At 66.9% G+C, this 19090-nt stretch carries 22 protein-coding genes; all 22 read right to left on the bottom strand.

The genetic code is table 11. The features are described from left to right. Positions 1-30 precede the first annotated feature (30 nt). Positions 31-1509: a glycosyltransferase gene (locus tag G6N28_RS05660; RefSeq protein WP_163897932.1), complete on the bottom strand. Its 1479-nt coding sequence runs from the start codon at positions 1507-1509 to the stop codon at positions 31-33. Continuing rightward, complete coding sequence (locus G6N28_RS05665) at positions 1506-3032, bottom strand: hypothetical protein (RefSeq protein WP_163897936.1); 1527 nt, start codon at positions 3030-3032, stop codon at positions 1506-1508. The genes G6N28_RS05660 and G6N28_RS05665 overlap by 4 nt, the downstream gene beginning before the upstream one ends. Further along, positions 3029-4939 (bottom strand): hypothetical protein, encoded by a 1911-nt coding sequence (locus G6N28_RS05670; protein ID WP_235674472.1) that lies wholly within the window; start codon positions 4937-4939, stop codon positions 3029-3031. The genes G6N28_RS05665 and G6N28_RS05670 overlap by 4 nt, the downstream gene beginning before the upstream one ends. Before the next feature lie 141 nt (positions 4940-5080). Next, complete coding sequence (locus G6N28_RS05675; protein ID WP_163897939.1) at positions 5081-6406, bottom strand: LLM class flavin-dependent oxidoreductase; 1326 nt, start codon at positions 6404-6406, stop codon at positions 5081-5083. Continuing rightward, positions 6403-6753, bottom strand: a complete 351-nt coding sequence (locus tag G6N28_RS05680) for a hypothetical protein (protein WP_163897942.1) — start codon at positions 6751-6753, stop codon at positions 6403-6405. Before G6N28_RS05680 ends, G6N28_RS05675 begins: the two co-directional genes overlap by 4 nt. Before the next feature lie 22 nt (positions 6754-6775). Then, positions 6776-8302, bottom strand: a complete 1527-nt coding sequence (locus tag G6N28_RS05685) for a sodium:solute symporter family protein (protein WP_163897946.1) — start codon at positions 8300-8302, stop codon at positions 6776-6778. Positions 8303-8319: 17 nt separating this feature from the next. Next, positions 8320-8865 (bottom strand): methane monooxygenase, encoded by a 546-nt coding sequence (locus tag G6N28_RS05690; protein ID WP_163897951.1) that lies wholly within the window; start codon positions 8863-8865, stop codon positions 8320-8322. After that, positions 8862-9881, bottom strand: coding sequence for an FAD-binding oxidoreductase (locus G6N28_RS05695; protein WP_163897954.1), 1020 nt, complete (start codon positions 9879-9881; stop codon positions 8862-8864). Before G6N28_RS05695 ends, G6N28_RS05690 begins: the two co-directional genes overlap by 4 nt. Next, positions 9878-10294, bottom strand: a complete 417-nt coding sequence (locus G6N28_RS05700; protein ID WP_163897959.1) for an MmoB/DmpM family protein — start codon at positions 10292-10294, stop codon at positions 9878-9880. Before G6N28_RS05700 ends, G6N28_RS05695 begins: the two co-directional genes overlap by 4 nt. Continuing rightward, entirely contained in the window at positions 10291-11454 is a 1164-nt protein-coding gene (locus G6N28_RS05705; protein WP_163897963.1) for a ferritin family protein, read from the bottom strand. Before G6N28_RS05705 ends, G6N28_RS05700 begins: the two co-directional genes overlap by 4 nt. Positions 11455-11460: 6 nt before the next feature. Further along, positions 11461-13059: a ferritin family protein gene (locus G6N28_RS05710; protein ID WP_163897966.1), complete on the bottom strand. Its 1599-nt coding sequence runs from the start codon at positions 13057-13059 to the stop codon at positions 11461-11463. 229 nt (positions 13060-13288) lie between these two features. Further along, positions 13289-13603 (bottom strand): 30S ribosomal protein S17, encoded by a 315-nt coding sequence (rpsQ, locus tag G6N28_RS05715; protein WP_163897969.1) that lies wholly within the window; start codon positions 13601-13603, stop codon positions 13289-13291. After that, a complete protein-coding gene (gene rpmC, locus G6N28_RS05720) occupies positions 13603-13836 on the bottom strand; it encodes a 50S ribosomal protein L29 (RefSeq protein ID WP_046753690.1) in 234 nt (77 codons plus the stop codon). The genes rpsQ and rpmC overlap by 1 nt, the downstream gene beginning before the upstream one ends. Further along, entirely contained in the window at positions 13836-14252 is a 417-nt protein-coding gene (gene rplP, locus G6N28_RS05725; RefSeq protein ID WP_046753689.1) for a 50S ribosomal protein L16, read from the bottom strand. The genes rpmC and rplP overlap by 1 nt, the downstream gene beginning before the upstream one ends. Before the next feature lie 2 nt (positions 14253-14254). Then, the gene (gene rpsC, locus G6N28_RS05730; RefSeq protein WP_163897972.1) at positions 14255-15121 is read right to left on the bottom strand and encodes a 30S ribosomal protein S3; all 867 of its coding nucleotides are present in this window, start codon (positions 15119-15121) and stop codon (positions 14255-14257) included. Continuing rightward, positions 15121-15750 carry a 50S ribosomal protein L22 gene (gene rplV / locus G6N28_RS05735; protein ID WP_163897975.1) on the bottom strand — a complete coding sequence of 210 codons (630 nt, stop codon included), beginning with the start codon at positions 15748-15750 and terminating at the stop codon, positions 15121-15123. The genes rpsC and rplV overlap by 1 nt, the downstream gene beginning before the upstream one ends. After that, positions 15747-16028 (bottom strand): 30S ribosomal protein S19, encoded by a 282-nt coding sequence (gene rpsS, locus G6N28_RS05740; protein WP_007167837.1) that lies wholly within the window; start codon positions 16026-16028, stop codon positions 15747-15749. The genes rplV and rpsS overlap by 4 nt, the downstream gene beginning before the upstream one ends. Before the next feature lie 9 nt (positions 16029-16037). Beyond that, positions 16038-16880: a 50S ribosomal protein L2 gene (gene rplB, locus G6N28_RS05745; protein ID WP_163897978.1), complete on the bottom strand. Its 843-nt coding sequence runs from the start codon at positions 16878-16880 to the stop codon at positions 16038-16040. A 28-nt stretch (positions 16881-16908) separates the two neighbouring features. Continuing rightward, complete coding sequence (gene rplW, locus G6N28_RS05750) at positions 16909-17211, bottom strand: 50S ribosomal protein L23 (RefSeq protein ID WP_046750779.1); 303 nt, start codon at positions 17209-17211, stop codon at positions 16909-16911. Beyond that, positions 17211-17867, bottom strand: a complete 657-nt coding sequence (rplD, locus tag G6N28_RS05755) for a 50S ribosomal protein L4 (RefSeq protein WP_163897981.1) — start codon at positions 17865-17867, stop codon at positions 17211-17213. The genes rplW and rplD overlap by 1 nt, the downstream gene beginning before the upstream one ends. Before the next feature lie 2 nt (positions 17868-17869). Continuing rightward, positions 17870-18520 (bottom strand): 50S ribosomal protein L3, encoded by a 651-nt coding sequence (gene rplC, locus G6N28_RS05760; protein ID WP_163897984.1) that lies wholly within the window; start codon positions 18518-18520, stop codon positions 17870-17872. Positions 18521-18534: 14 nt separating this feature from the next. Beyond that, a complete protein-coding gene (gene rpsJ / locus G6N28_RS05765) occupies positions 18535-18840 on the bottom strand; it encodes a 30S ribosomal protein S10 (RefSeq protein ID WP_003883485.1) in 306 nt (101 codons plus the stop codon). Positions 18841-19090 lie beyond the last annotated feature (250 nt).

Here is a 19090-nt window from a genome sequence, read left to right on the forward strand (position 1 = left end):
GAAGCCGACGGTTCGACCACCCGGCCCCTGTCACTCCGGTTCCCCGGCCTCATCGGGTTGTTCGGCCAGCCCGTGAAAGGTCTTCTCCCAGTAGGACGGATTGCGGATCAGCTGATAACAGCCCTTGGCGGCGGCGATGCTCATCATCAGCCAGAACGCCGGCACGGTCAGCGCCGCCAGCAGCAGGTCCGAGCGGTCGTCTTCGCGCAGCGCGATCAGGTTCATGTAGAGCGTGGTGGCGTTACCCAGCACCAGCGCGATCAGCGCGGGAAAGTAGACGAACCAGGGGAACACCGCTTCGACGACCGCGGGCTGGCCGAGAAACCAGAGGATGGTGATCAGCCAGAACGCCAGGTTCAAGACGGCGACGATCGGGGTGCCGCCCAACACCAGGTTGAACCTTACGAACCCGCGTAACCCGATGGTGCGGAACAGCTGAACGGGCCGGCGGATGTGTACCAGCCACGTCTGCAGATAGCCCTTGTACCAGCGGGACCGCTGGCGGATCCAGTTGATCGGATCGCTGTTGGCCTCCTCGAGCGTGCTCGAGTCGATGACGGCCGTGTGGTATCCGCTCGCGGCGATGCGCAGTCCGAGATCGGCGTCCTCGGTGACGTTGAACGGATCCCACGCGCCGATCTCGTCCAGCACGCTGCGGCGCAGGTGGTTGGACGTGCCGCCCAACGGGATCGGTGAGGTGCTCATCATCATGCCCGGCAGCAGGTAACCGAACCACAACGCGTACTCGGCGGTGAACCACGCGGTCAGCATGTTCTGATGGCCGTTGTGGTACACCAGCTTCGCCTGCACGCAGGCCGTCTTCCCCGGAAGGCGGCGAAACGCCGCAACCACCCGACGAAGCTGCAACGGCTCGGGCATGTCCTCGGCGTCGTAGATCGTCACGATGTCACCGGTGGCGAAATACAGGCCGTAGTTGCACGCCTTGGGTTTTGTGCGCGGCTCCGCAGGCGGGACCAACAGAATCTCGATCGCATCGGACTGCGCACACGCTTTGGCGGCGTCGATGGTCACCGCGTCGTCGGCCTCCAGCAACAGCAGCACCTGCAGCTTGTCACGCGGATATTCCAGCGCGGCCATCGACGCGATCAGGTCGCCGACGACCTCGGGTTCGTTGTAGGCCGGGACCAGGATGGTGTAGCGCGGCAGCTCATCGTCCGGCAGTGCGCGCGCCTCGTCGTTGGTGACCACGATCGCGCGCGACGCCAGCCCCTCCCGGAAGATCAGCACCCGGTCGAGCATCGTCAACAGGTAGGCCAGCGTGCACGCGGCGACCAGCACCACGGCCGTGGTCATCGGGTGCGACACAACGCCGACGGCGACGGCGACGAGCACACCCCACAGCACCCACCGCTGCCACCGCACGATCGAGGTGGATGCCGAGTGCATGGGGTTGTCGTCCCGCAGGCCGTTGATCGCGCGGTGGAGCGCGTATGCCCGTGTCGCTTCGCTGATTTCGCGGGGTGCGTGGTCGTCGATGTTCGTGGTCATCGCCGCCTCGCGGCGTCGAATTGGGCTGCCACGAGTGCATGTCCGAACTCGCCGAGCAGCTCACCGTCTTTGAACCGCGGTGCGTCCTCGTTGAGCACAGCGTTACCCCGGAACAGCATGGTGAACAGCGTGCGAAGGGTGGACACCATGCTGTCGGAGGGCGTGGGAAACAGGGCATCCGGTTCGTGGTTGTCGACCGCGAAGACCGTGACGTACTGGCCTTGTTGCCTGTCGCCCCAACCGAACGTCAACGCATTCCAGGTGAGCAGGAGCTTGTCGTCGAGGACCGAGTACATGAGCCCGGTCGTGCCGTTTCCGAGGTCGATCGGCTGCGGCGAGCTGATGCGCGCTTCGGCGAGGTCGTAGAGCACCCGCACCGGATACAGTTCGAACGCGAACGGACGCCCGGTCACCATGCTGTCGACGACAACCGTGCGGGGACGGGCGAACTTGTCGAAGCGGGCGTCTCCGCGCAGGGCCGTCATCCGCTGCCGAACGAGCACGGTGCCGCCGCCGTAGAACCGGCGCACCCAGTCGTATTCTTCGTAGCCACTCAAGGTCCAACCCGGTGGCACGACCAACGGCTGACCCGAGATCAGCGGGCCGGGGGCGGTGCGAGACAGCCGTGACGAAGCGGACTGCGGCGGCAACGCGATGAACGCGAGCACGAGCGTCACCGCGATCACCAACGGTACGCCGCCCCAAACCTGCGCGGAGGCAAGCGGTTCCACCTTTCGTTCGAAAACGCGTTTGGGCATGCCCCGCCGAGACTGAAAGTACATCGCGATACCCACACCTGATATCGCGGTGAGCGCCGGTACGAGTTGGTACACCCACACTGGTGCGGAGTTGACGAACAAACCGATCGCGATCAGCGCGGCGAAGCCCACGACCCAGGCCGCCAACGACCCGATGAATCCGCGCCTGAACGTGCGTCCGACGCCGATACCGGTGCCGATGGCCGCGATGATCATCGTGGACGCGCCCGCGGCGAACTTCCCGCCGCCGAGGAACACCACCGACAGGTAGTACGGCAGCGAGAACACCATGAACATCAACGCCCACACCCACCTGAAGCGGATGACGGGGCGCAGACCGAAGAGCACGATGCTGGAACTGAGCACGAACAGCCACGCGGCCACCAGGTCCAGGCGCAGCAGGTGGAAGTAGAGCCCGAACCGCGGGACCAGCACTCCCTGGACGAGCACGGCCAACACCAACCCCATCGTGCCGACGATGATGTCGGTCTGACGGTCGTGAATCGGCAATTCGTTGCGGTTTCGGCGCGCGACGCCGATCGCCACCAGCACAGCCGCCGCGGGTACCACCCACACGTACCCGCCGACGCCCTGGTTGTACGTGGTTCGAAGGACGTTTCGGATGCTCTCGTGAAACGCCACGGCGGTGCAGGCGCCGATGAACGCCCAGCGCACCGCCAGCCGATAGAACGGATGCAGGCCGTACCACCGCGACAGCAGCGAGCGATCCGGCGACGCCGCGGGTTCCGCCGTGGCGGTGCTCATGGCCGACCTCGGGCCCGCCTGTTGCGCAACGTGATCAGCGTGGCACCCACGAGGGCCGCCGCAGCGACGACGCCCAGCAAGACCCACGACCACGGGAATCGGTCCTCGGCGGTCACCACATCCGGTTGCGTCGCCGCGCCGGTGGCCACCACGACGGGGCTTCGGTCGGGCACCGCGACGAGCGCGTCACCGTCGACCCGCGCCCACCGTTTGACGTCGGAGTTGATCCAGTTCAGCAGATCGTCGAGCTGCGCGGGCCCGTGGGTCGAGGTGGCGACCAGCACGGCGCGGTCACCGTCGTAGACCGTCTGCAGCGATCCGAACGGGCGGGCGGGATCCAGCGTGATCGTGGCTTCCTCGGCGGTCCCGTTGACAGTCCCGTCGACGTAAGACACGGTGATCTGCCCGCGCGAAGTTGCGTTGACGGGCAGCGTGATCCGGTCATCCGACCATCCGTCGGCGGTCACCAGCACGGCCGGGTTGGCCGACCCGACCGCATCGCCGACTGACATCACCGTGATGCCGAGGGGCCGCGCGCTGAGACGCTGGAGGGCGACCATGAGCGCCACCGCACGCCTGGTGCCGTCGAAGCCCTCGTCGACGCCGACGTCCACCTGTGGCATCAGCGCTTGGGGCATTGACTGGAACCCGCCGGGCAGCGGCGGGTTGGCCGCGGTGCTCTGCACCGGGCTGTCGCCGTCGATGGTGAGCGTGATCGGCTGGAATTCACCGCAGCGCCCGGTGTTTCCGGCGATTCGCACCGCCACACCGAGATTGAGGTAGCGCTGGAGCAGCTCATCGGGGACGTTGACCCAGCGGTCGATCACCCCGGACTCGTCGGTGGGCCACTGGTCGATCGTCTCGCCGGCGATCGACGCGACGAGGTCACCACCGACCGATGACGGCAACGGCGTGTACGAGCCACGCAGGTGCACCCGGATGTTGTGCGCTGACCGGCCGAGGCGCGTCTGATCCAATCCGATCGTCACCTGCGGGGCCAGCGCCGTCGCGTTCACGCCCGGTTGGCCGAGCTTGCGCAGCGTGGTCACGTCGGCAGGCAGCACCGGGCTCGATTGCAGCGGTCCGGCCACGGCCTTCGAGCTCAGCGCGAGCCGGCCCACGTCGCTGGTCAGCATCCGCACCTGATCGGAGAGCGCGTCGGCGGATCCGGTGATCTGCAGCGCGGGCACACCGGCGTCGCCCTGCAAAGCGACGCCGGCGTCGCGGCTCTCCCTGATGACGACGGTGCGCTCCAGCGGCCCGGGTGAATTCTGGTCTGGACCAAGAGGTTTCACCGTCACCTCGGGATACTGCTCGCCGTAGTGCGCGACGACCGTGGTGGCCAGCCGCATCGCGGCCTCCGACTCCGCGCGGGTGGGTGATTCCGGTAGGTACAGGTTGAGCCGGCGCAACACCGGCGGCAGGAAGTCGGCGACCGTGGTCGGCGCGGCCTCCACCCCGCCGTACCGCACGGCGGTGTTGACGAGCCGCAGCGGATTCGACGGATCCAGGCAGTAGCCCTCGATCGGGACGAGGTAGCTTCGCAACGTCACCGTCGCCGCGTTGTCGTCGATCCTCACCCCGGTCAACGGGATCGCGACCGGCCCGCCGTCGGGAGGCAGCGGCACTCGCGACAGGGTGCGGTCGTCCTGCGTGGCCGTGATGGTGCCGACCCCCACGTTGACCGGCATCTCCACCAGCGCGTCGACGCTTTCGGGAACCAATCCTTGCGGCACCGGCACGGTGATCGACATGACACCGTGATCGCCGTAGAACGCCAACGTCGGCGTCGCGCCGAGGACATCCAGGCCGAGCGTGGGCGCGTCGGCCACCACGCCTCCGTCGCCGGGCTGCGTCCACGCCGGCGGCGCCGCCAGCGCAAGCGCCAGCATCAGGGCGCACGCCACGACCACGCCCTTCGACAAACGATGATCCCCCCGAGTCACTGCAAACCAGTATGCATGCAATCCCGGCGCGCGACCGGAATATGACAATTTCGCGTTTCGGGACGCTACCAGCGGAAAAAGATTCGCGCGCGCCGCGGCGCGTCAATACTCCCGCAGGCTCTCCCGCAACGTCGTTCCCGGATAGCGGGTGCGGTAGCGTCCGCGACGCTGAAGCTCCGGGACGAGCAGTTCGGTGACGTCGTTGAAGCAGCCGGGTGTGTCGGTGGCCAGGAGCATGAACCCGTTGCAGCCGCCGTCGTCGAGGTAGTGCTCCATCTGGTCGGCGACGTCAGCCGGGGTTCCTACCGCGACGGGGGCGCCCATCGACACCCCGTAGATCTGCGCCGCTTCCCGCACGGTCACCGGGGCGCCGTCCTTGGCCTCCAGGATCGCATCGAACAGTCCGCGGATCCCCTGCACGTCGGCGTCGACGACGTTGTCGTCGAGGCCGAGCGTGGAGAAGTCGAAACCGGTGTGGCCGGAAAGGATGCCGAGCGCGCTTTCGATCTGCACCTTCTCCACCAACTCCGCGTACCGGTCGTTGGCGCGGGACTTGTCGCGGTCGATGACGGTTTGCAGACCGTAGATCAGCTTCACCGAGTCGGGGTCGCGGCCGTGATTGTCGGCACGGGTGCGGATGTCGTCGGCGTATGTCCGCATGCTCTTCGGCGTCGGAAAGATTCCGAACACGGATTCGGCGTGTTTGGAGGCGAACTCGCGGCCGTGGTCGGACGATCCGGCCTGCCAGAGTACCGGCCGCTTCTGGGGTGAGGGTGCGACGAAGTGGCGGCCCTTGGAGCGGAAGAACTCGCCCTGAAAGTCGATTTCACGCACCTTGGCCGGGTCGGCGAACACGCCGTTCTCGCGGTCGTAGATGATCGCGTCGTCATCCCATGAGTCCCACAGCTGGTAGCAGAGCTGCATGTACTCCTCGACAACTTCGTAGCGCTTGTCGCGCGGCGTCAGGTTCTCCTTGCCCATCGCCTGAAACTCGCTCTTGGAGTACGACGTGACGATGTTCCAGCCGACGCGGCCGTTGGTGAGATGGTCCAGCGTCGACAGGTGCCGGGCCATCATGTACGGCGGCACAAAGGAAGTCGACAAGGTGATGCCAATGCCCAGGTGTTGGGTGAACGCTCCGACGAGGGGTACCAGCGTGGCCGGCTCATGCACCGGGCACTGGCCCGCGTACTTGACGACGGGATCCGAGCTGCCTTTGTAGGTGGTGTAGGGCGCCAGTTCGTCGGCGATGAACATCGCGTCGAACAGGCCGCGTTCCATGATGCGGCCGAGATCGCGCCAGTACTCCGGGCGTGACCAGTGATAGCCGACCTTGTCACGGGGGTGTGCCCACATGGTCGACGCGTGGTTCATCACGCCGTGCTGCACGAAGCCCAGCAGGTGCGTCTTCTTCTTGCTCTTCGTCATGCCACCAGCCCCCTGGCCCGGTCGCCGCGCAGTTCCAGCACGAACGCGACGATGACCGCCGTCGCGGTGCCGAGCCCACTGAGGGCCAGCACGTACCAGAACAGCCCGCTGTACGACGCGATGACCAACACGATGAACGAGGTGGCAACGGCCACCGACGCTTTCCAGCCGAAGCCGGGAACAATGGACACGTCTTCGGTCGCAGCGGTGCCGTATGCGTCGTCCAGCACCACATGGTTGCTGTCCAGCAGCTCGCGCCGGATCCGGAGGAAGCTTCGCGTCGCGACCGTCAGGTACGTGACAGCGAGCACGATGCCGACGGCGGCGCCGATATAGAAGATGACCACAACTTTGCCTTTCTGATTGTCCTTACGCCTGGCCCGCAGGCTCGCCGACTTCCTCAGGTGCCCCAACGTTTTTCGTGTCCAGCAGCGCGGGTTTGCCCGCCAGGCTGTCGTAGTCGAACACGGTGTTCTCCCGGAGGCTGACCACCACCGAGACCACCGCCGACGCCGCGATCAGGGCGATGATCCCGAACAGGGGTCCATACGTGGGCCCCAGGGTTTCGCGGATCGGGCCGCCGACGACGATGCCCGCGACGACGCCTGCGACGTAACCGGTTCCGGTCATCCGGGACCAGAAGATGCTCAGCGTGACGGGCACCAGCAGGCTGGTCACGTAGAAGTAGACGGTGGTGACCAGGTTGACGTAGTCGATACCGGTCAACACCACCCCGCCGGCGATGGCGGCCGCCACGATCATGCTGCTCTTGGTGATGGTGAGCAGGCGACGCTCCGACACGCCGGGCCAGTACCGGTGCACGATGTCGACGGCCACCAGCGAGGTGACTCCGGACAGCGCGCCGTCGATGGCCGCGAAGCAGGCGTTTACCACCACCAGGGTGTAGAGGGCGATGATGATGACGGGCAGTCCGAGGCTGGCGATCACGTAGGGCCCGATCGCGCCGTTGCCGAGCGGGCCGAGCTGCTCGGGTGCGACGTGGGCGGCGAGGCCGATGAACCCGAGCAGGCCCAACGCGAGCGGAATGGGGTAGAACCACACACCCGCCCACAGGAAACTGCGCCCCAGGTCACGCGGCCGAATGGCCCACACCCGCTGCCAAAACGACTGGTCGGCAATGACATTGGTGAGCAGGCCGAGCGCCAGCGCCAGGCCGAAGCTGGCGGCCGTGACAGGGTTGAGGGGGTTGAGATAGTCGTTTCCCTGTGCCTGCACCTCGTTGAAGACCAGCTCGGCTCCCCCGGCCTTGGCCAGCGCGTACAGCACCACGACCGAGGAACCGACCCCGAGCAGCAGGGTGTTGGCGGTGCCGGTGATGGCCGAGGTGGTCAGCCCACCGAAGTAGGAGTAGACGGTGACGACGACGATGCCGGTGACCACGATGCTGATCGGGGTCAGCCCGAAGATGGTGTGCATCACCAGTACCAGCCCGGCGAGGTTGATCATGATGACGCCGAGCAGGGTGCCGATCAGGAAGACGAGGGTGGCCACACTGCTCAGCCCGGTCTGGAACCGGGCCCGGATGAACTCGGCCAGTGTGTATCCGGACGGCATCTTCTTGCGGACCTTCAAGCCGAACGGCACCATGATGATCACCGCCAGCCCGTTGGGCACGATGAACCAGACCAGCCCCGATGTTCCCCAGGTGTAGGCCTGCGCGGACGACAGCATCACCGCCATCGACCAGGTCCACACCGAGATGAGCGAGGCCACGCCGAATCCGAAGCCCAACAACCGGCCCGAGATGACGTAGTTGTGGGTCGTTTTGACGGCGCCCCGCACGACGAGCGCGATCAGCAGCAGCACGATTCCCGGGCCGAACAGCAGCAGATAGCCCAATGCGCTTGACTGCTGGAGGAATTCGAGGGTTGGCATGAAGGTCTCCTAGGTTGTTACTGGGTGACGTCTGATTCGGTGACAAGGACGGCGTTGCGCCTGCCGCGTAGCTCGCTCAGCGGCTCGTCGTACCAGCCCTTGGTGCGGCGGCGGATGAGCAGTTCGGTGAGCTCGGTTTCGGTGCGCAGAAACGGGACCGACGGCAGCACCGGGGGTTTGTAGCGACGACGGAACGCGGCCACCACCGCCTCCAGCGCCGCGACGTCGTTGGCGGCCCGCGCCTGCGCCAGCGCCGATTCACACACCGCGGCGATGGGTTCCCCGGTGAGGGCGGTGGTGTCGATGTACTCGCCGGAGCGCTCGGCGAACCGGAGCACCGCCACCTTGTCCTCGATGCGGGCTTCGATCCATAAGAAGTCGGCTTCCTCGAGCGGGTTGCCCGCCCGGCCGGCGCGCCAGTCGAGCAGCAGGTCCAGGGCCGCGTCGAGGCGTGTCAGCGCGTTGAGGCGTTCGGTCCATTGCGCGCGCAGCGACTGGTCACCGAAGGGCGGATATTCGGTGCGCGGTGTCGCGCCGGCGGTGGTCTTGACGGGCCGGCTCATGGCTGCTGGTCTCCTGTCTCGAGGAATCGTTCGGTGTGGATGTGGTCGCGGGGCACCCCGGCGGCGAGCAGCCGCAGCTCGGCCGCGGAGATCATCGCGGGCGGACCGCACAGGTAGTACGCCCGTGTCGGGTCGATCGGGTCCAGGTGGTCTGTCACCGGACCGGTTGCACCGGACCAGCTTTCGGTGGGACGTTCGACGGTGACGACCGCGTCCAGATGAGGCAGTGTCTGGCGCAGTGACCGCAGCTCGTCGAGGGCGAACAGCTCGGACTCCTGCGCGGCGCCGAACACCAGGCGGGCCTCGGTGGCGGGCGCCAAGGACCTCAGGATGGCCAGCACCGGAGCCAGACCCGTCCCACCGGCGACGAACACCGGCCGGGGTTCGCCTCGAAAGACGAACTGCCCGTATGGGCCTCGAAGCCGAACGGGCTCCCCCAGGGCTTTGTCGGCGGCGAGGTGCCCGGAGAACCTCCCGTCGGCGAGCAACTTGATCAGAAACTCGAGCTCGCGGCCGCCGTCGGGGGTGTTGGCCATCGAGTAGGCGCGGGTGGCGCCGACCGCGGGCAGGGTGATCTGCAGGTACTGGCCGGGCTCCCACTGGAACGGGTCCTGGGCGGCGTTGGTGCGCACGGTGATCCGCGCGACCGTGTCGGCGACGCGGTCGACGGCGACGATCTGGCCGTTTCGGGTGCCGTCCTCGTAGCGGCCCACCCGGTCGGCGGGGTAGTCGAAATCGATCACGAGGTCGCTGGACGGCCGCAGCCGGCAGGCCAGCACGATCCCGTCTTCCTCCTCGGCATCGGTCAGCGCGTGCGGGCTGTGCGGCAGCAACTGGTCGTAATCGCCGTCGACCAGAAATCCGCGGCATGTCGCGCAACTGCCCTCGCGGCAGTCGCTGAGCAGCAGATGACCTTGGCGCAGCGCCGCGGTGATGACGTCTTCATCTGCGCGGCAAGCGATATCGATGCGATCGGCGCCTTCGAAGGTCAGGGCCACCTTGTACTCGGCGCTCACCGGGGCACCTCGGTTTCCCAGCCGATGAGGTCGGTGGTGATCGCGAAGACGTTGCCGTTGACGTATGCGCGTCCGATCGTGGTCGACACGTTGACCAAGAGGTCGTAGACCGAGAACGGCCGCCCGAGCAGTTCGCCGATCTCGTCGGCGTCGATCTGGAAGCCCTCGAGGCAGTCGATGCGGTAGAACGTGCCGCAGTCCTCGATGGTGAAACTCGGGTCGTCCTCGTGGCGTTCGGCGAGCCACTCCACGGTGGCCTCGATCTCGTCGGCCTTGGTCAGGGCCAGCACCACGCGTCGAGACTCGACCACGCCGTTCTCGCCGTACATGTCGGCGCGGAGCCGCTCGACGTCGACGTTGGCGACGCGCCGACCGACCGACTCGTGATGCGCGTTGCGCGCGGCGTCGGTCATCGGGCCGCTCCGACCTCGGTGTGGTCGTCATAGAGCTCGAGCAGGTGGCGTGCCGTCAGCTCCGACTCCCAGATCGGGGCCAGGTCGCGGGCCCATTCACCGGCCAGCGTGTCGAACACCTGCCGGGCCGACTGCACCCCGGGGCGCTGCGCCGCTTCGGTCGCGTCGAACAGCACCGCGATGTCGGCGACGGCGGCCACCGCACGCGGCAGCCAGCGCCGTGCCCACCACGCCATCAGTCGACGGTTGTAGCCGCCGAACTCGCTGTCGTTGCCCAGGATTCGGTCGAACAGCTCCCTGTTCCAGCTGAGGGCCGCCTCCGCTGAGCGCAGCGACGCCCAGAGCACCTGCGGGGTCAGATGATCGCCGTGCAGCGGCGCCAGCCGGTAGAAGAACTCCTGGCGGACGAATCGGCCGAACAGCGGCTCGTAGATCAGGGCGAGCGCGAACAACACCTCGATGTGGTCGTAGCCGTCGCGCCAGAGATGCTCGACGAACGTGCGCGCGCCCGCGTACGCGGGATGGCTCAGCCACATATGCCGTGCCGGTTCCAGCTCGGTGATCGGTTCGGCGACCGCCTGGCCGAGGTAGACCTTTTCGGCCTGGATCTGTTGGGCGCTGTCGAGGTAGTCCAGCCCCCAGTTCACGATGGCCACCCGCAGGGTGTCGACGAGGCTGTCGCGCATGCCCGACGTCAACGCCATGAACACCCCGTAGTCGTGCAAGACCATGGCGCCGAGCTGTTCGCCGATGACGGCGTCGAGCCACCTCGGATCGACGCCTCGCAGCAGCGATCGGGTGGCCGCGGTGTTGAACAACCTGCTGGCGGTGCGCCACTCGTCGGCCTTCTCGGCGACATAGGGCTTCTGCCATCGGCCTTCTGGATCGCGGAACGCGAACCAGTCGGTGCAGCGCGCTTCGGTGAAGTAGTTCTCCCACGCGCCGCGGCCACCGGGAAATCGGGTGGACCAGCCGCCGACGCCGATACCGCCGCGGATCCAGTCGGGGTTGGGCTGCGCGTACAGGGTGACCTGTTCGTACTCCGAGAGGCGCCGCCGGTATGGGTTGGCGAAATAGACGGCGGTGCGTCGGGTTTCGATCGGCTCGCGTTGCAGGTCGTGCTCGGGGTTGAGCAGACTGCGCCGGTAGGTGTTGGTCACCGCCGCTCAGCCCTTCTCGAAGCTGACGCCGGCGACGTGGGGGTCACGAACGACGATGCGGGTCGCGGCCAGATCGTCGATGGTCCACAGCCAGTCACTCATCAGGTGCGGCTGAGCCACCAGGGTGCGGCCGTCGCTGCGCACCCCACCGGTGGCGCGGATGATCTCCGACAACTCCCAGCCGTCGAAGATCTCCAGGAAGTTCTGCCCTGTGTAGCGTTCGGGCTCCTGCAGGTACATCCGCTCGCACCAGTCCGAGCACAGCGCGTGCTTGCGTCCGCCGTACTCGATGATGCGGCGCTGCACCGACCCGGTGCTCTGGGGGGCCTGCGGGGTCAGCCCGAGCAGCGGTGACTGGCACACCCGGCAGATGTGCAGCACCTTGCCCAGCTCGATGAGGTGCTCGATGGGGCTGGTGCGGTTCGCCGGGTTCTCGACGCCGATTTCGCGCCAGCGGTCGAAGATCCGCCCGATCGAGCTGTACCAGCCCGGGTAGTGGCGCTCGAACCATTCTTTGTCGGTGTCGTTGGGCAGCTCGATGCGGTAACCGATGAACGGCCACAGCGCGTAGGCGACCGCGAACGCGTCGTGGTGCGCCCAGTACGCGTCGCGGCTGGCGTCGGCAAGGTTCTTCGGTGCCTCGAGACCGAACTTGGAGAACCGGCCCATCCAGATGCCGCCCCAGTCCTCGATGACCCAGTTGTTCCAGGTCTGCGCCCACGGCTCGGCGCGATTCACCGCGCCGTATTCGAAGGTCCGCCCGACCATCGAGCTGAAGCCGCGGTGCTGGATCCAGAACGCGTTCTCCAAATCGGTCTGCAGGTACTGCATGTTGTGGTCGTTCTCGATGACCGACACGATCGTCTGATAGCCGTTGGCCATGTGCCGCAACTCATCTGACTGGATCGACAGGAAGACGGTGGGGGTGACCTCGTCGCCGTTGGCCGCCGCCCATTCGGTCATGGCCACCACAAGCGGGTTGGTGAAGCACGCCTCGGCGACCATCTGCAGGTTCAGCGAGATGAGCACCGGGTCGCCGGAGACGAACGTCTCGCACGCCTGCTGGCGATTGCTCCAGAACAACGGGTTGCCGTGCCGGTGCCCGCGCGAACCGGTGAAGCCGGCCGGGTCGTAGTACTGGGACGCGAAGTACTTCTTCAGGTAGCCAAGCTGATTCGTGTGCCGCACCTCGTCCTCGACCTGCGCGACGTAGCCGTTGCGCTGCTCGGGCGAGACCACCGCGTCCAACAGCATGGCCGAACCGCCGATCGACGAGTACTCGCCCAGCTCGAGGAACGTGGTGACGAACTTCATCGCCTCGGCCCACCGCGGCTCGATCCGGCCGCCCGCCTGCAGCCGCGCCAGGCTGTCCAACAGCGAGCCGTACTGCCGGTCGTCCTTTTCGGTCTCCATCCGGCAGTACTCGCCGACGATCAGCTTGAACTGTTCCCGCGTTCCGCCGTCGAACTCGTACTTGGTCGGGTATTTCGACCGGCCGTCGGGGACCTCCCATCCCATGTCCTGAATCCAGCGGTGCACGTCTTGCGCGCCCACCTTGATCTCACGCTGGGTGGGCGCCCGAAATCCACCCGGAATGACAGTCATCAACGCTCCTAGCTCGCGACGGCGAAACAACCAGGGCGACGTTAGGCAGCAAAGGGCGGCGCAGAAATCGTTTGATTCGCCGTGAACCGAACCGCCCGTCCGGGTCGAGCGTCCGGCGCCGATGCGCGACAATGCGCGGCCGCGTTGCGTGGCGGGTCAGTCCTACCCGGGAAACGCAAAATCGCCCAATTTCAAAATTGGGCGATTTTACGTCTGCTCGCGCTGGAGGCTACTTGGCCTTCTCGAGGATCTCGACCAGACGCCAGCGCTTGGTGGCCGACAGCGGCCGGGTCTCCATCAACGAGACACGGTCGCCGACACCGGCGTCGCCGTGTTCGTCGTGCGCCTTGACCTTCTTGGTGGTGCGGATGATCTTGCCGTAGAGCGGGTGGCTCTTACGGTCCTCAAGCTCGACCACGATCGTCTTCTGCATCTTGTCGCTGACCACGTAGCCGATCGCGGTCTTGCGGCGGCCGCGCGGCTTGTCGGCCCGCGGAGTGTGCTTGGGCCCCTTGGGCGTTGCCTGGTCTTGCTTGGAAGCCATCACGAATCCTCACTTACGGGCCCGGACGCCAGGCCCAACTCACGTTCGCGTAGCACGGTGTAGACCCGCGCGATCTCCTGACGCACCGTGCGAAGCCGGCGGTTGTTGCTCAGCTGCCCGGTGGCCATCTGGAAGCGCAGGTTGAACAGCTCTTCCTTGGACTCGCGCAGCCGGTCCTTGAGTTCGTCGTCGGTCAGCTCGCGCAGTTCGCCCGGTGTCACTCCCACTGCCATCAGAAGTGCTCCTCTCGGGTAACGATGCGTGCCTTGATCGGCAACTTGTGGATCGCGCGAGTAAGTGCGGCTCGCGCGGTTTCTTCGTCGGGGTAGCTCAGCTCGAACAGCACCCGGCCCGGCTTGACGTTGGCCACCCACCACTCCGGTGAACCCTTACCCGAACCCATCCGGGTCTCGGCGGGCTTCTTGGTCAGCGGGCGGTCCGGGAAGATGTTGATCCACACCTTGCCGCCACGCTTGATGTGCCGGTTGATGGCGATACGAGCGGACTCGATCTGCCGGTTGGTGATGTAGGCGTGCTCCAGCGCCTGGATGCCGTAGTCACCGAAGCTCACCGTGGTGCCACCGCTGGCGAGGCCGCGTTGGCGTGGGTGATGTTGCTTGCGGTGCTTGACCTTACGAGGGATCAGCATTGTCAGCTCTCCGTGTTCTCAGTCGTCGTCTCCGCGGCGGCACCGGCAGCGGCCGAGGTGCCTGCCGCCGAAGCCGGAGCTTCGGTGACGGCGGGCGCGGCTTCGGCGCCGGAGGCGGCACGGCCGGCTTCGGTGCCCGTGGCGGTGGTGCCCGACGCACCGCTGCGGCGCGGCCGGGTGCCCGACGGGCGCTCACGACGCGGCCGCTCCGACGGCGGGGCCACCGCCAGCTCACGCTTGCCGCCGACGATGTCGCCCTTGTAGATCCACACCTTCACGCCGATGCGGCCGAACGTCGTCCTTGCCTCGTACAGGCCGTAATCGATGTCGGCGCGCAGCGTGTGCAGCGGCACCCGGCCTTCGCGGTAGAACTCCGACCGGCTCATCTCGGCGCCGCCGAGGCGGCCCGAACACTGCACGCGGATGCCCTTGACGTTGGGCTGGCGCATCGCGGACTGGATCGCCTTACGCATGGCGCGACGGAACGCGACACGGTTGCTCAACTGCTCGGCGACGCCCTGGGCCACCAACTGCGCCACCGACTCCGGGCTCTTCACCTCGAGGATGTTCAGCTGCACCTGCTTGCCGGTCAGCTTCTCCAGATCGGCGCGGATGCGGTCGGCCTCGGTGCCGCGGCGGCCGATCACGATGCCCGGCCGTGCGGTGTGGATGTCCACGCGCACCCGGTCGCGGGTCCGCTCGATCTCCACGTCGGCGATACCCGCACGCTCCAAGCCGGTGGCCAACAGCCGACGGATCGCGACGTCTTCCTTGACGTAGTCCTTGTACTGCTTGTCTGCATACCACCGGGACTTCCAGCCGGTGGTGATACCGAGCCGGAAGCCGTGGGGATTGATTTTCTGGCCCACTACTCCGAGCCCTCCTTCGCTTCGGACGCTTCAGCAGTCTTCTTCGCGGCGGCCTTCTTGGCCGGCGCCTTCTCCGCGCTGGCCTTCTTGGCCGGCGCCTTCTCCGCGCTGGCCTTCTTGGCCGGTGCCTTCTCCGCGCTGGCCTTCTTGGCCGGCGCCTTCTCCGCGCTGGCCTTCTTCGCAGGTGCCTTCTTGGCGGCGGCGGCCTTGCTGGCCTGCGCCCGGCGGGCCCGCGACGCGCTGGCCGACCGGCCACCCTCGTCCTCGCGGCTTGCCCGGCTTTCCAGGATCACGGTGATGTGGCTGGTGCGCTTGCGGATCCGGAACGCACGACCCTGTGCGCGCGGCCGGATGCGTTTGGCGGTCGGGCCCTCGTCGGCGTGGATGGTCGCCACCACGAGGGTGGACGGGTCCAGGCCGTCGTTGTTCTGCGCGTTGGCCGCTGCGCTGGCGATCACCTTGGCGACCGGCTCGCTGGCGGCCTGCGGTGCCCACCGCAGGATGTCCAGCGCGTCGGCCACCGGCTTGCCGCGCACCAGGTCGATGACGCGGCGCGCCTTCGTCGCCGACACACGCACGAAACGCGCCTTGGCGACGGCGGTGGGATATTCAGTCGTCGTGGTACTCACCGGCGCTTAGCCTTCCGGTCGTCTTTGATGTGACCCTTGAACGTGCGGGTCGGTGCGAACTCACCCAGCTTGTGGCCGACCATCGCCTCGGTGACGAACACCGGGACGTGCTTGCGGCCGTCGTGCACCGCGAAGGTGTGGCCGATGAAGTCGGGGATGATCGTCGACCGACGCGACCAGGTCTTGATGACCTGCTTGGTGTTCTTCTCGTTCTGTGCGTCGACCTTCTTGAGCAGATGGTCGTCGACGAACGGACCCTTTTTCAGGCTGCGTGGCATCAGCTACTCCTACCGGTGATGCTTCTTGCCGGTGCGACGGCGACGGACGATGAGCTTGTCGCTCGGCTTGTTTGGCTTGCGGGTACGGCCCTCGGGCTTACCCCACGGGCTGACTGGGTGGCGGCCGCCGGAGGTCTTGCCCTCACCGCCGCCGTGCGGATGGTCGACCGGGTTCATCACGACACCGCGGACGCTGGGACGCCTGCCCTTCCACCGCATCCGGCCGGCCTTGCCCCAGCTGATGTTGGCCTGCTCGGCATTGCCGACCTCACCCACGGTGGCGCGGCAGCGCACGTCGACGCGCCGGATCTCACCGGACGGCATACGCAGCGAGGCGTAGGTGCCCTCCTTGCCCAGCAACTGGATGCTCGCCCCCGCGGAGCGGGCCAGCTTGGCGCCGCCGCCGGGACGCAGCTCCACCGCGTGCACGATGGTGCCCGCGGGAATGTTGCGCAGCGGCAGGCAGTTACCCGGCTTGATGTCGGCGTTCGGACCGGACTCCACCACATCGCCCTGCGAAAGACCCTGCGGCGCAATGATGTAGCGCTTCTCGCCGTCAAGGTAGTGCAGCAACGCGATGTGGGCGGTGCGGTTCGGGTCGTACTCGATGTGGGCGACCTTGGCGTTGACGCCGTCCTTGTCGTGGCGGCGGAAGTCGATCACCCGGTAGGCACGCTTGTGCCCGCCGCCCCGGTGCCGGGTGGTGATCCGGCCGTGCGCGTTGCGCCCACCCTTGCTGTGCAGCGGGCGAACCAGCGACTTCTCCGGGTGGTCGCGAGTGATCTCGGTGAACTCGGAGACGCTGGCACCGCGACGACCCGGGGTCGTCGGCTTGTACTTGCGAATTGCCATGATTCTCTAGGTCTCTCTGATCCCCGGGCTAGGCCGGTGCTCCGAACAGGTCGATGGGCTTGCTCCCAGGAGCCAGCGTGACGATGGCCCGCTTGGTGTCCTTGCGCTTGCCGTAGCCGGTGCGGGTGCGCTTGCGCTTGCCCGGCCGGTTGGCGGTGTTCACCGACGCGACCTTGACCTTGAAGATCTTCTCGATCGCGATCTTGATCTGGGTCTTGTTCGAGTCCGGGTGAACGATGAACGTGTACACGTTGTCCTCGATCAGCCCGTAGGACTTCTCCGAGATGACCGGGGACAAGATGATGTCGCGGGGGTCAGTGACGGTCGCCATCAGGCCGACACCTCCTCTTTGCGGTTCGAGCTGATGTACGCGTTGAGAGCCTCGACGCTGAACACCACGTCGTCGGCCTTCAGCACGTCGTAGGTGTTGAGCTGGTCCGGCGAGATCACGTGGACCCCAGGCAGATTGCGCACGCTCTTGGCGCCGGTCTCGTCGGTGCGTCCGATCACGACCAGCACCTGCTTGCGGTCGGTCAGGGTGGCCAGGAACGTCTTGGCGCTCTTGGTCGACGGCGTCTGGCCCGCGACCAACTCGGTGACCGCGTGGATCCGGCCGTTGCGGGCCCGATCCGAGAGCGCGCCGCGCAGGGCGGCCGCGATCATCTTCTTCGGGGTGCGCTGGCTGTAGTCCCGCGGCTTCGGGCCGTGCACGATGCCGCCGCCGGTGAACTGGGGCGCCCGTATCGAGCCCTGGCGGGCGCGGCCGGTGCCCTTCTGCCGGTACGGCTTCTTGCCGCCGCCGCGGACCTCGCCGCGGGTCTTGGTCGAGTGCGTACCCTGGCGCGCCGCGGCCTGCTGCGCGGTCACCACCTGGTGCATCAGTGCGATGTTGGGCTCGACGTCGAACAGGTCAGCGGGCAGCTCGACGGAGCCGTCCATCTTGCCGCCCGGGGTGTGGACGTCGATCTTGAGGGTGTTGGCAGCCATTTCTACTTCTCGCCTCGCTTGATTGCGCTGCGGACCATCACCAGACCGCCGTTGCGGCCGGGGATTGCGCCCTTGATCAACAGCACGCCGTTTTCGGCATCGACCTTGTGCACCAACAGGTTCTGCGTGGTGACACGGTCGTTGCCCATCCGGCCCGCCATGCGGGTGCCCTTGAATACCCGCCCCGGCGTCGCGCAGCCGCCGATGGAACCGGGACGGCGGTGCACCGCCTGGGCGCCGTGGCTGGCGCCCTGGCCGCGGAAGCCGTGGCGCTTCATGGTGCCCGCGAAGCCCTTGCCCTTGCTGGTGCCCGTCACGTCGACGTAGCTGCCGTCGGTGAAGATCTCGGCGGTCAGTTCCTGCCCGACTTCGTATTCGGCGGTGGCGTCGTCGTCGAGGCGCAGCTCGGCGAGGTGGCGGCGCGGGTTGACGCCCGCGGCCTCGTACTGACCCTTCAGCGGCTTGTTCACCTTGCGCGGGTTGATCTCGCCGTAGGCCAGCTGCACCGCGCTGTAGCCGTCGCGCTCGATGGTGCGAATGCGCGTGACGACGTTGGGTCCGGCCTTGACGACCGTCACCGGCACGACCCTGTTGTTCTCGTCGAACACCTGCGTCATGCCCAGCTTGGTGCCCAGAATGCCCTTCCTAGCCATTTCTCTGGAATCTCCTACTGGATGTTGACGTCAACGCTGGCCGGCAGGTCGATGCGCATGAGCGCGTCGACCGTCTTCGGCGTCGGGTCGAGGATGTCGATCAGTCGCTTGTGGGTGCGCATCTCGAAGTGCTCCCGCGAGTCCTTGTACTTGTGCGGAGAGCGGATGACGCAGTACACGTTCTTCTCGGTCGGCAGCGGCACCGGGCCGACCACGCTGGCGCCCGTCCGGGTGACCGTCTCGACGATCTTGCGCGCCGAGGCGTCGATCGCCTCGTGGTCGTAGGCCTTGAGCCTGATGCGGATCTTCTGTCCCGCCACGCTTCTCCTACCTCACTACTAACGGGCCCCTGCTGGGCCTGGTCTGCAAGCCGCACGCCGAGACCAACCCGGTCGCGCGGGCACTGCCGCCGCTGTTTTCCTGTCTATGGTCCACCGGCCCCCGCGCTCGGGTGTGTCGCCCTCGCGCGTACCCGTTCGCGTCGGAATCCGTCGCGATCGAGATTGGGACCGGACGCGCCCACTGGAGGCGCAGGTCGTGTGCCCGTCAGGCGTAAACCCGGCTCAAGGC

This window comes from Mycolicibacterium pulveris (assembly GCF_010725725.1).
GTDB lineage: Bacteria > Actinomycetota > Actinomycetes > Mycobacteriales > Mycobacteriaceae > Mycobacterium > Mycobacterium pulveris.

Excerpts from the sequence above, each read along its gene's own strand:
- G6N28_RS05660 (WP_163897932.1), bottom strand. The coding sequence starts at position 1,509 with ATGACCACGAACATCGACGACCACGCACCCCGCGAAATCAGCGAAGCG.
- G6N28_RS05665 (WP_163897936.1), bottom strand. The coding sequence starts at position 3,032 with ATGAGCACCGCCACGGCGGAACCCGCGGCGTCGCCGGATCGCTCGCTG.
- G6N28_RS05675 (WP_163897939.1), bottom strand. The coding sequence starts at position 6,406 with ATGACGAAGAGCAAGAAGAAGACGCACCTGCTGGGCTTCGTGCAGCAC.
- G6N28_RS05685 (WP_163897946.1), bottom strand. The coding sequence starts at position 8,302 with ATGCCAACCCTCGAATTCCTCCAGCAGTCAAGCGCATTGGGCTATCTG.
- G6N28_RS05690 (WP_163897951.1), bottom strand. The coding sequence starts at position 8,865 with ATGAGCCGGCCCGTCAAGACCACCGCCGGCGCGACACCGCGCACCGAA.
- G6N28_RS05700 (WP_163897959.1), bottom strand. The coding sequence starts at position 10,294 with ATGACCGACGCCGCGCGCAACGCGCATCACGAGTCGGTCGGTCGGCGC.
- G6N28_RS05710 (WP_163897966.1), bottom strand. The coding sequence starts at position 13,059 with ATGACTGTCATTCCGGGTGGATTTCGGGCGCCCACCCAGCGTGAGATC.
- rpsQ (WP_163897969.1), bottom strand. The coding sequence starts at position 13,603 with ATGGCTTCCAAGCAAGACCAGGCAACGCCCAAGGGGCCCAAGCACACT.
- rpmC (WP_046753690.1), bottom strand. The coding sequence starts at position 13,836 with ATGGCAGTGGGAGTGACACCGGGCGAACTGCGCGAGCTGACCGACGAC.
- rplP (WP_046753689.1), bottom strand. The coding sequence starts at position 14,252 with ATGCTGATCCCTCGTAAGGTCAAGCACCGCAAGCAACATCACCCACGC.
- rpsS (WP_007167837.1), bottom strand. The coding sequence starts at position 16,028 with ATGCCACGCAGCCTGAAAAAGGGTCCGTTCGTCGACGACCATCTGCTC.
- rplB (WP_163897978.1), bottom strand. The coding sequence starts at position 16,880 with ATGGCAATTCGCAAGTACAAGCCGACGACCCCGGGTCGTCGCGGTGCC.
- rplW (WP_046750779.1), bottom strand. The coding sequence starts at position 17,211 with ATGGCGACCGTCACTGACCCCCGCGACATCATCTTGTCCCCGGTCATC.
- rplD (WP_163897981.1), bottom strand. The coding sequence starts at position 17,867 with ATGGCTGCCAACACCCTCAAGATCGACGTCCACACCCCGGGCGGCAAG.
- rplC (WP_163897984.1), bottom strand. The coding sequence starts at position 18,520 with ATGGCTAGGAAGGGCATTCTGGGCACCAAGCTGGGCATGACGCAGGTG.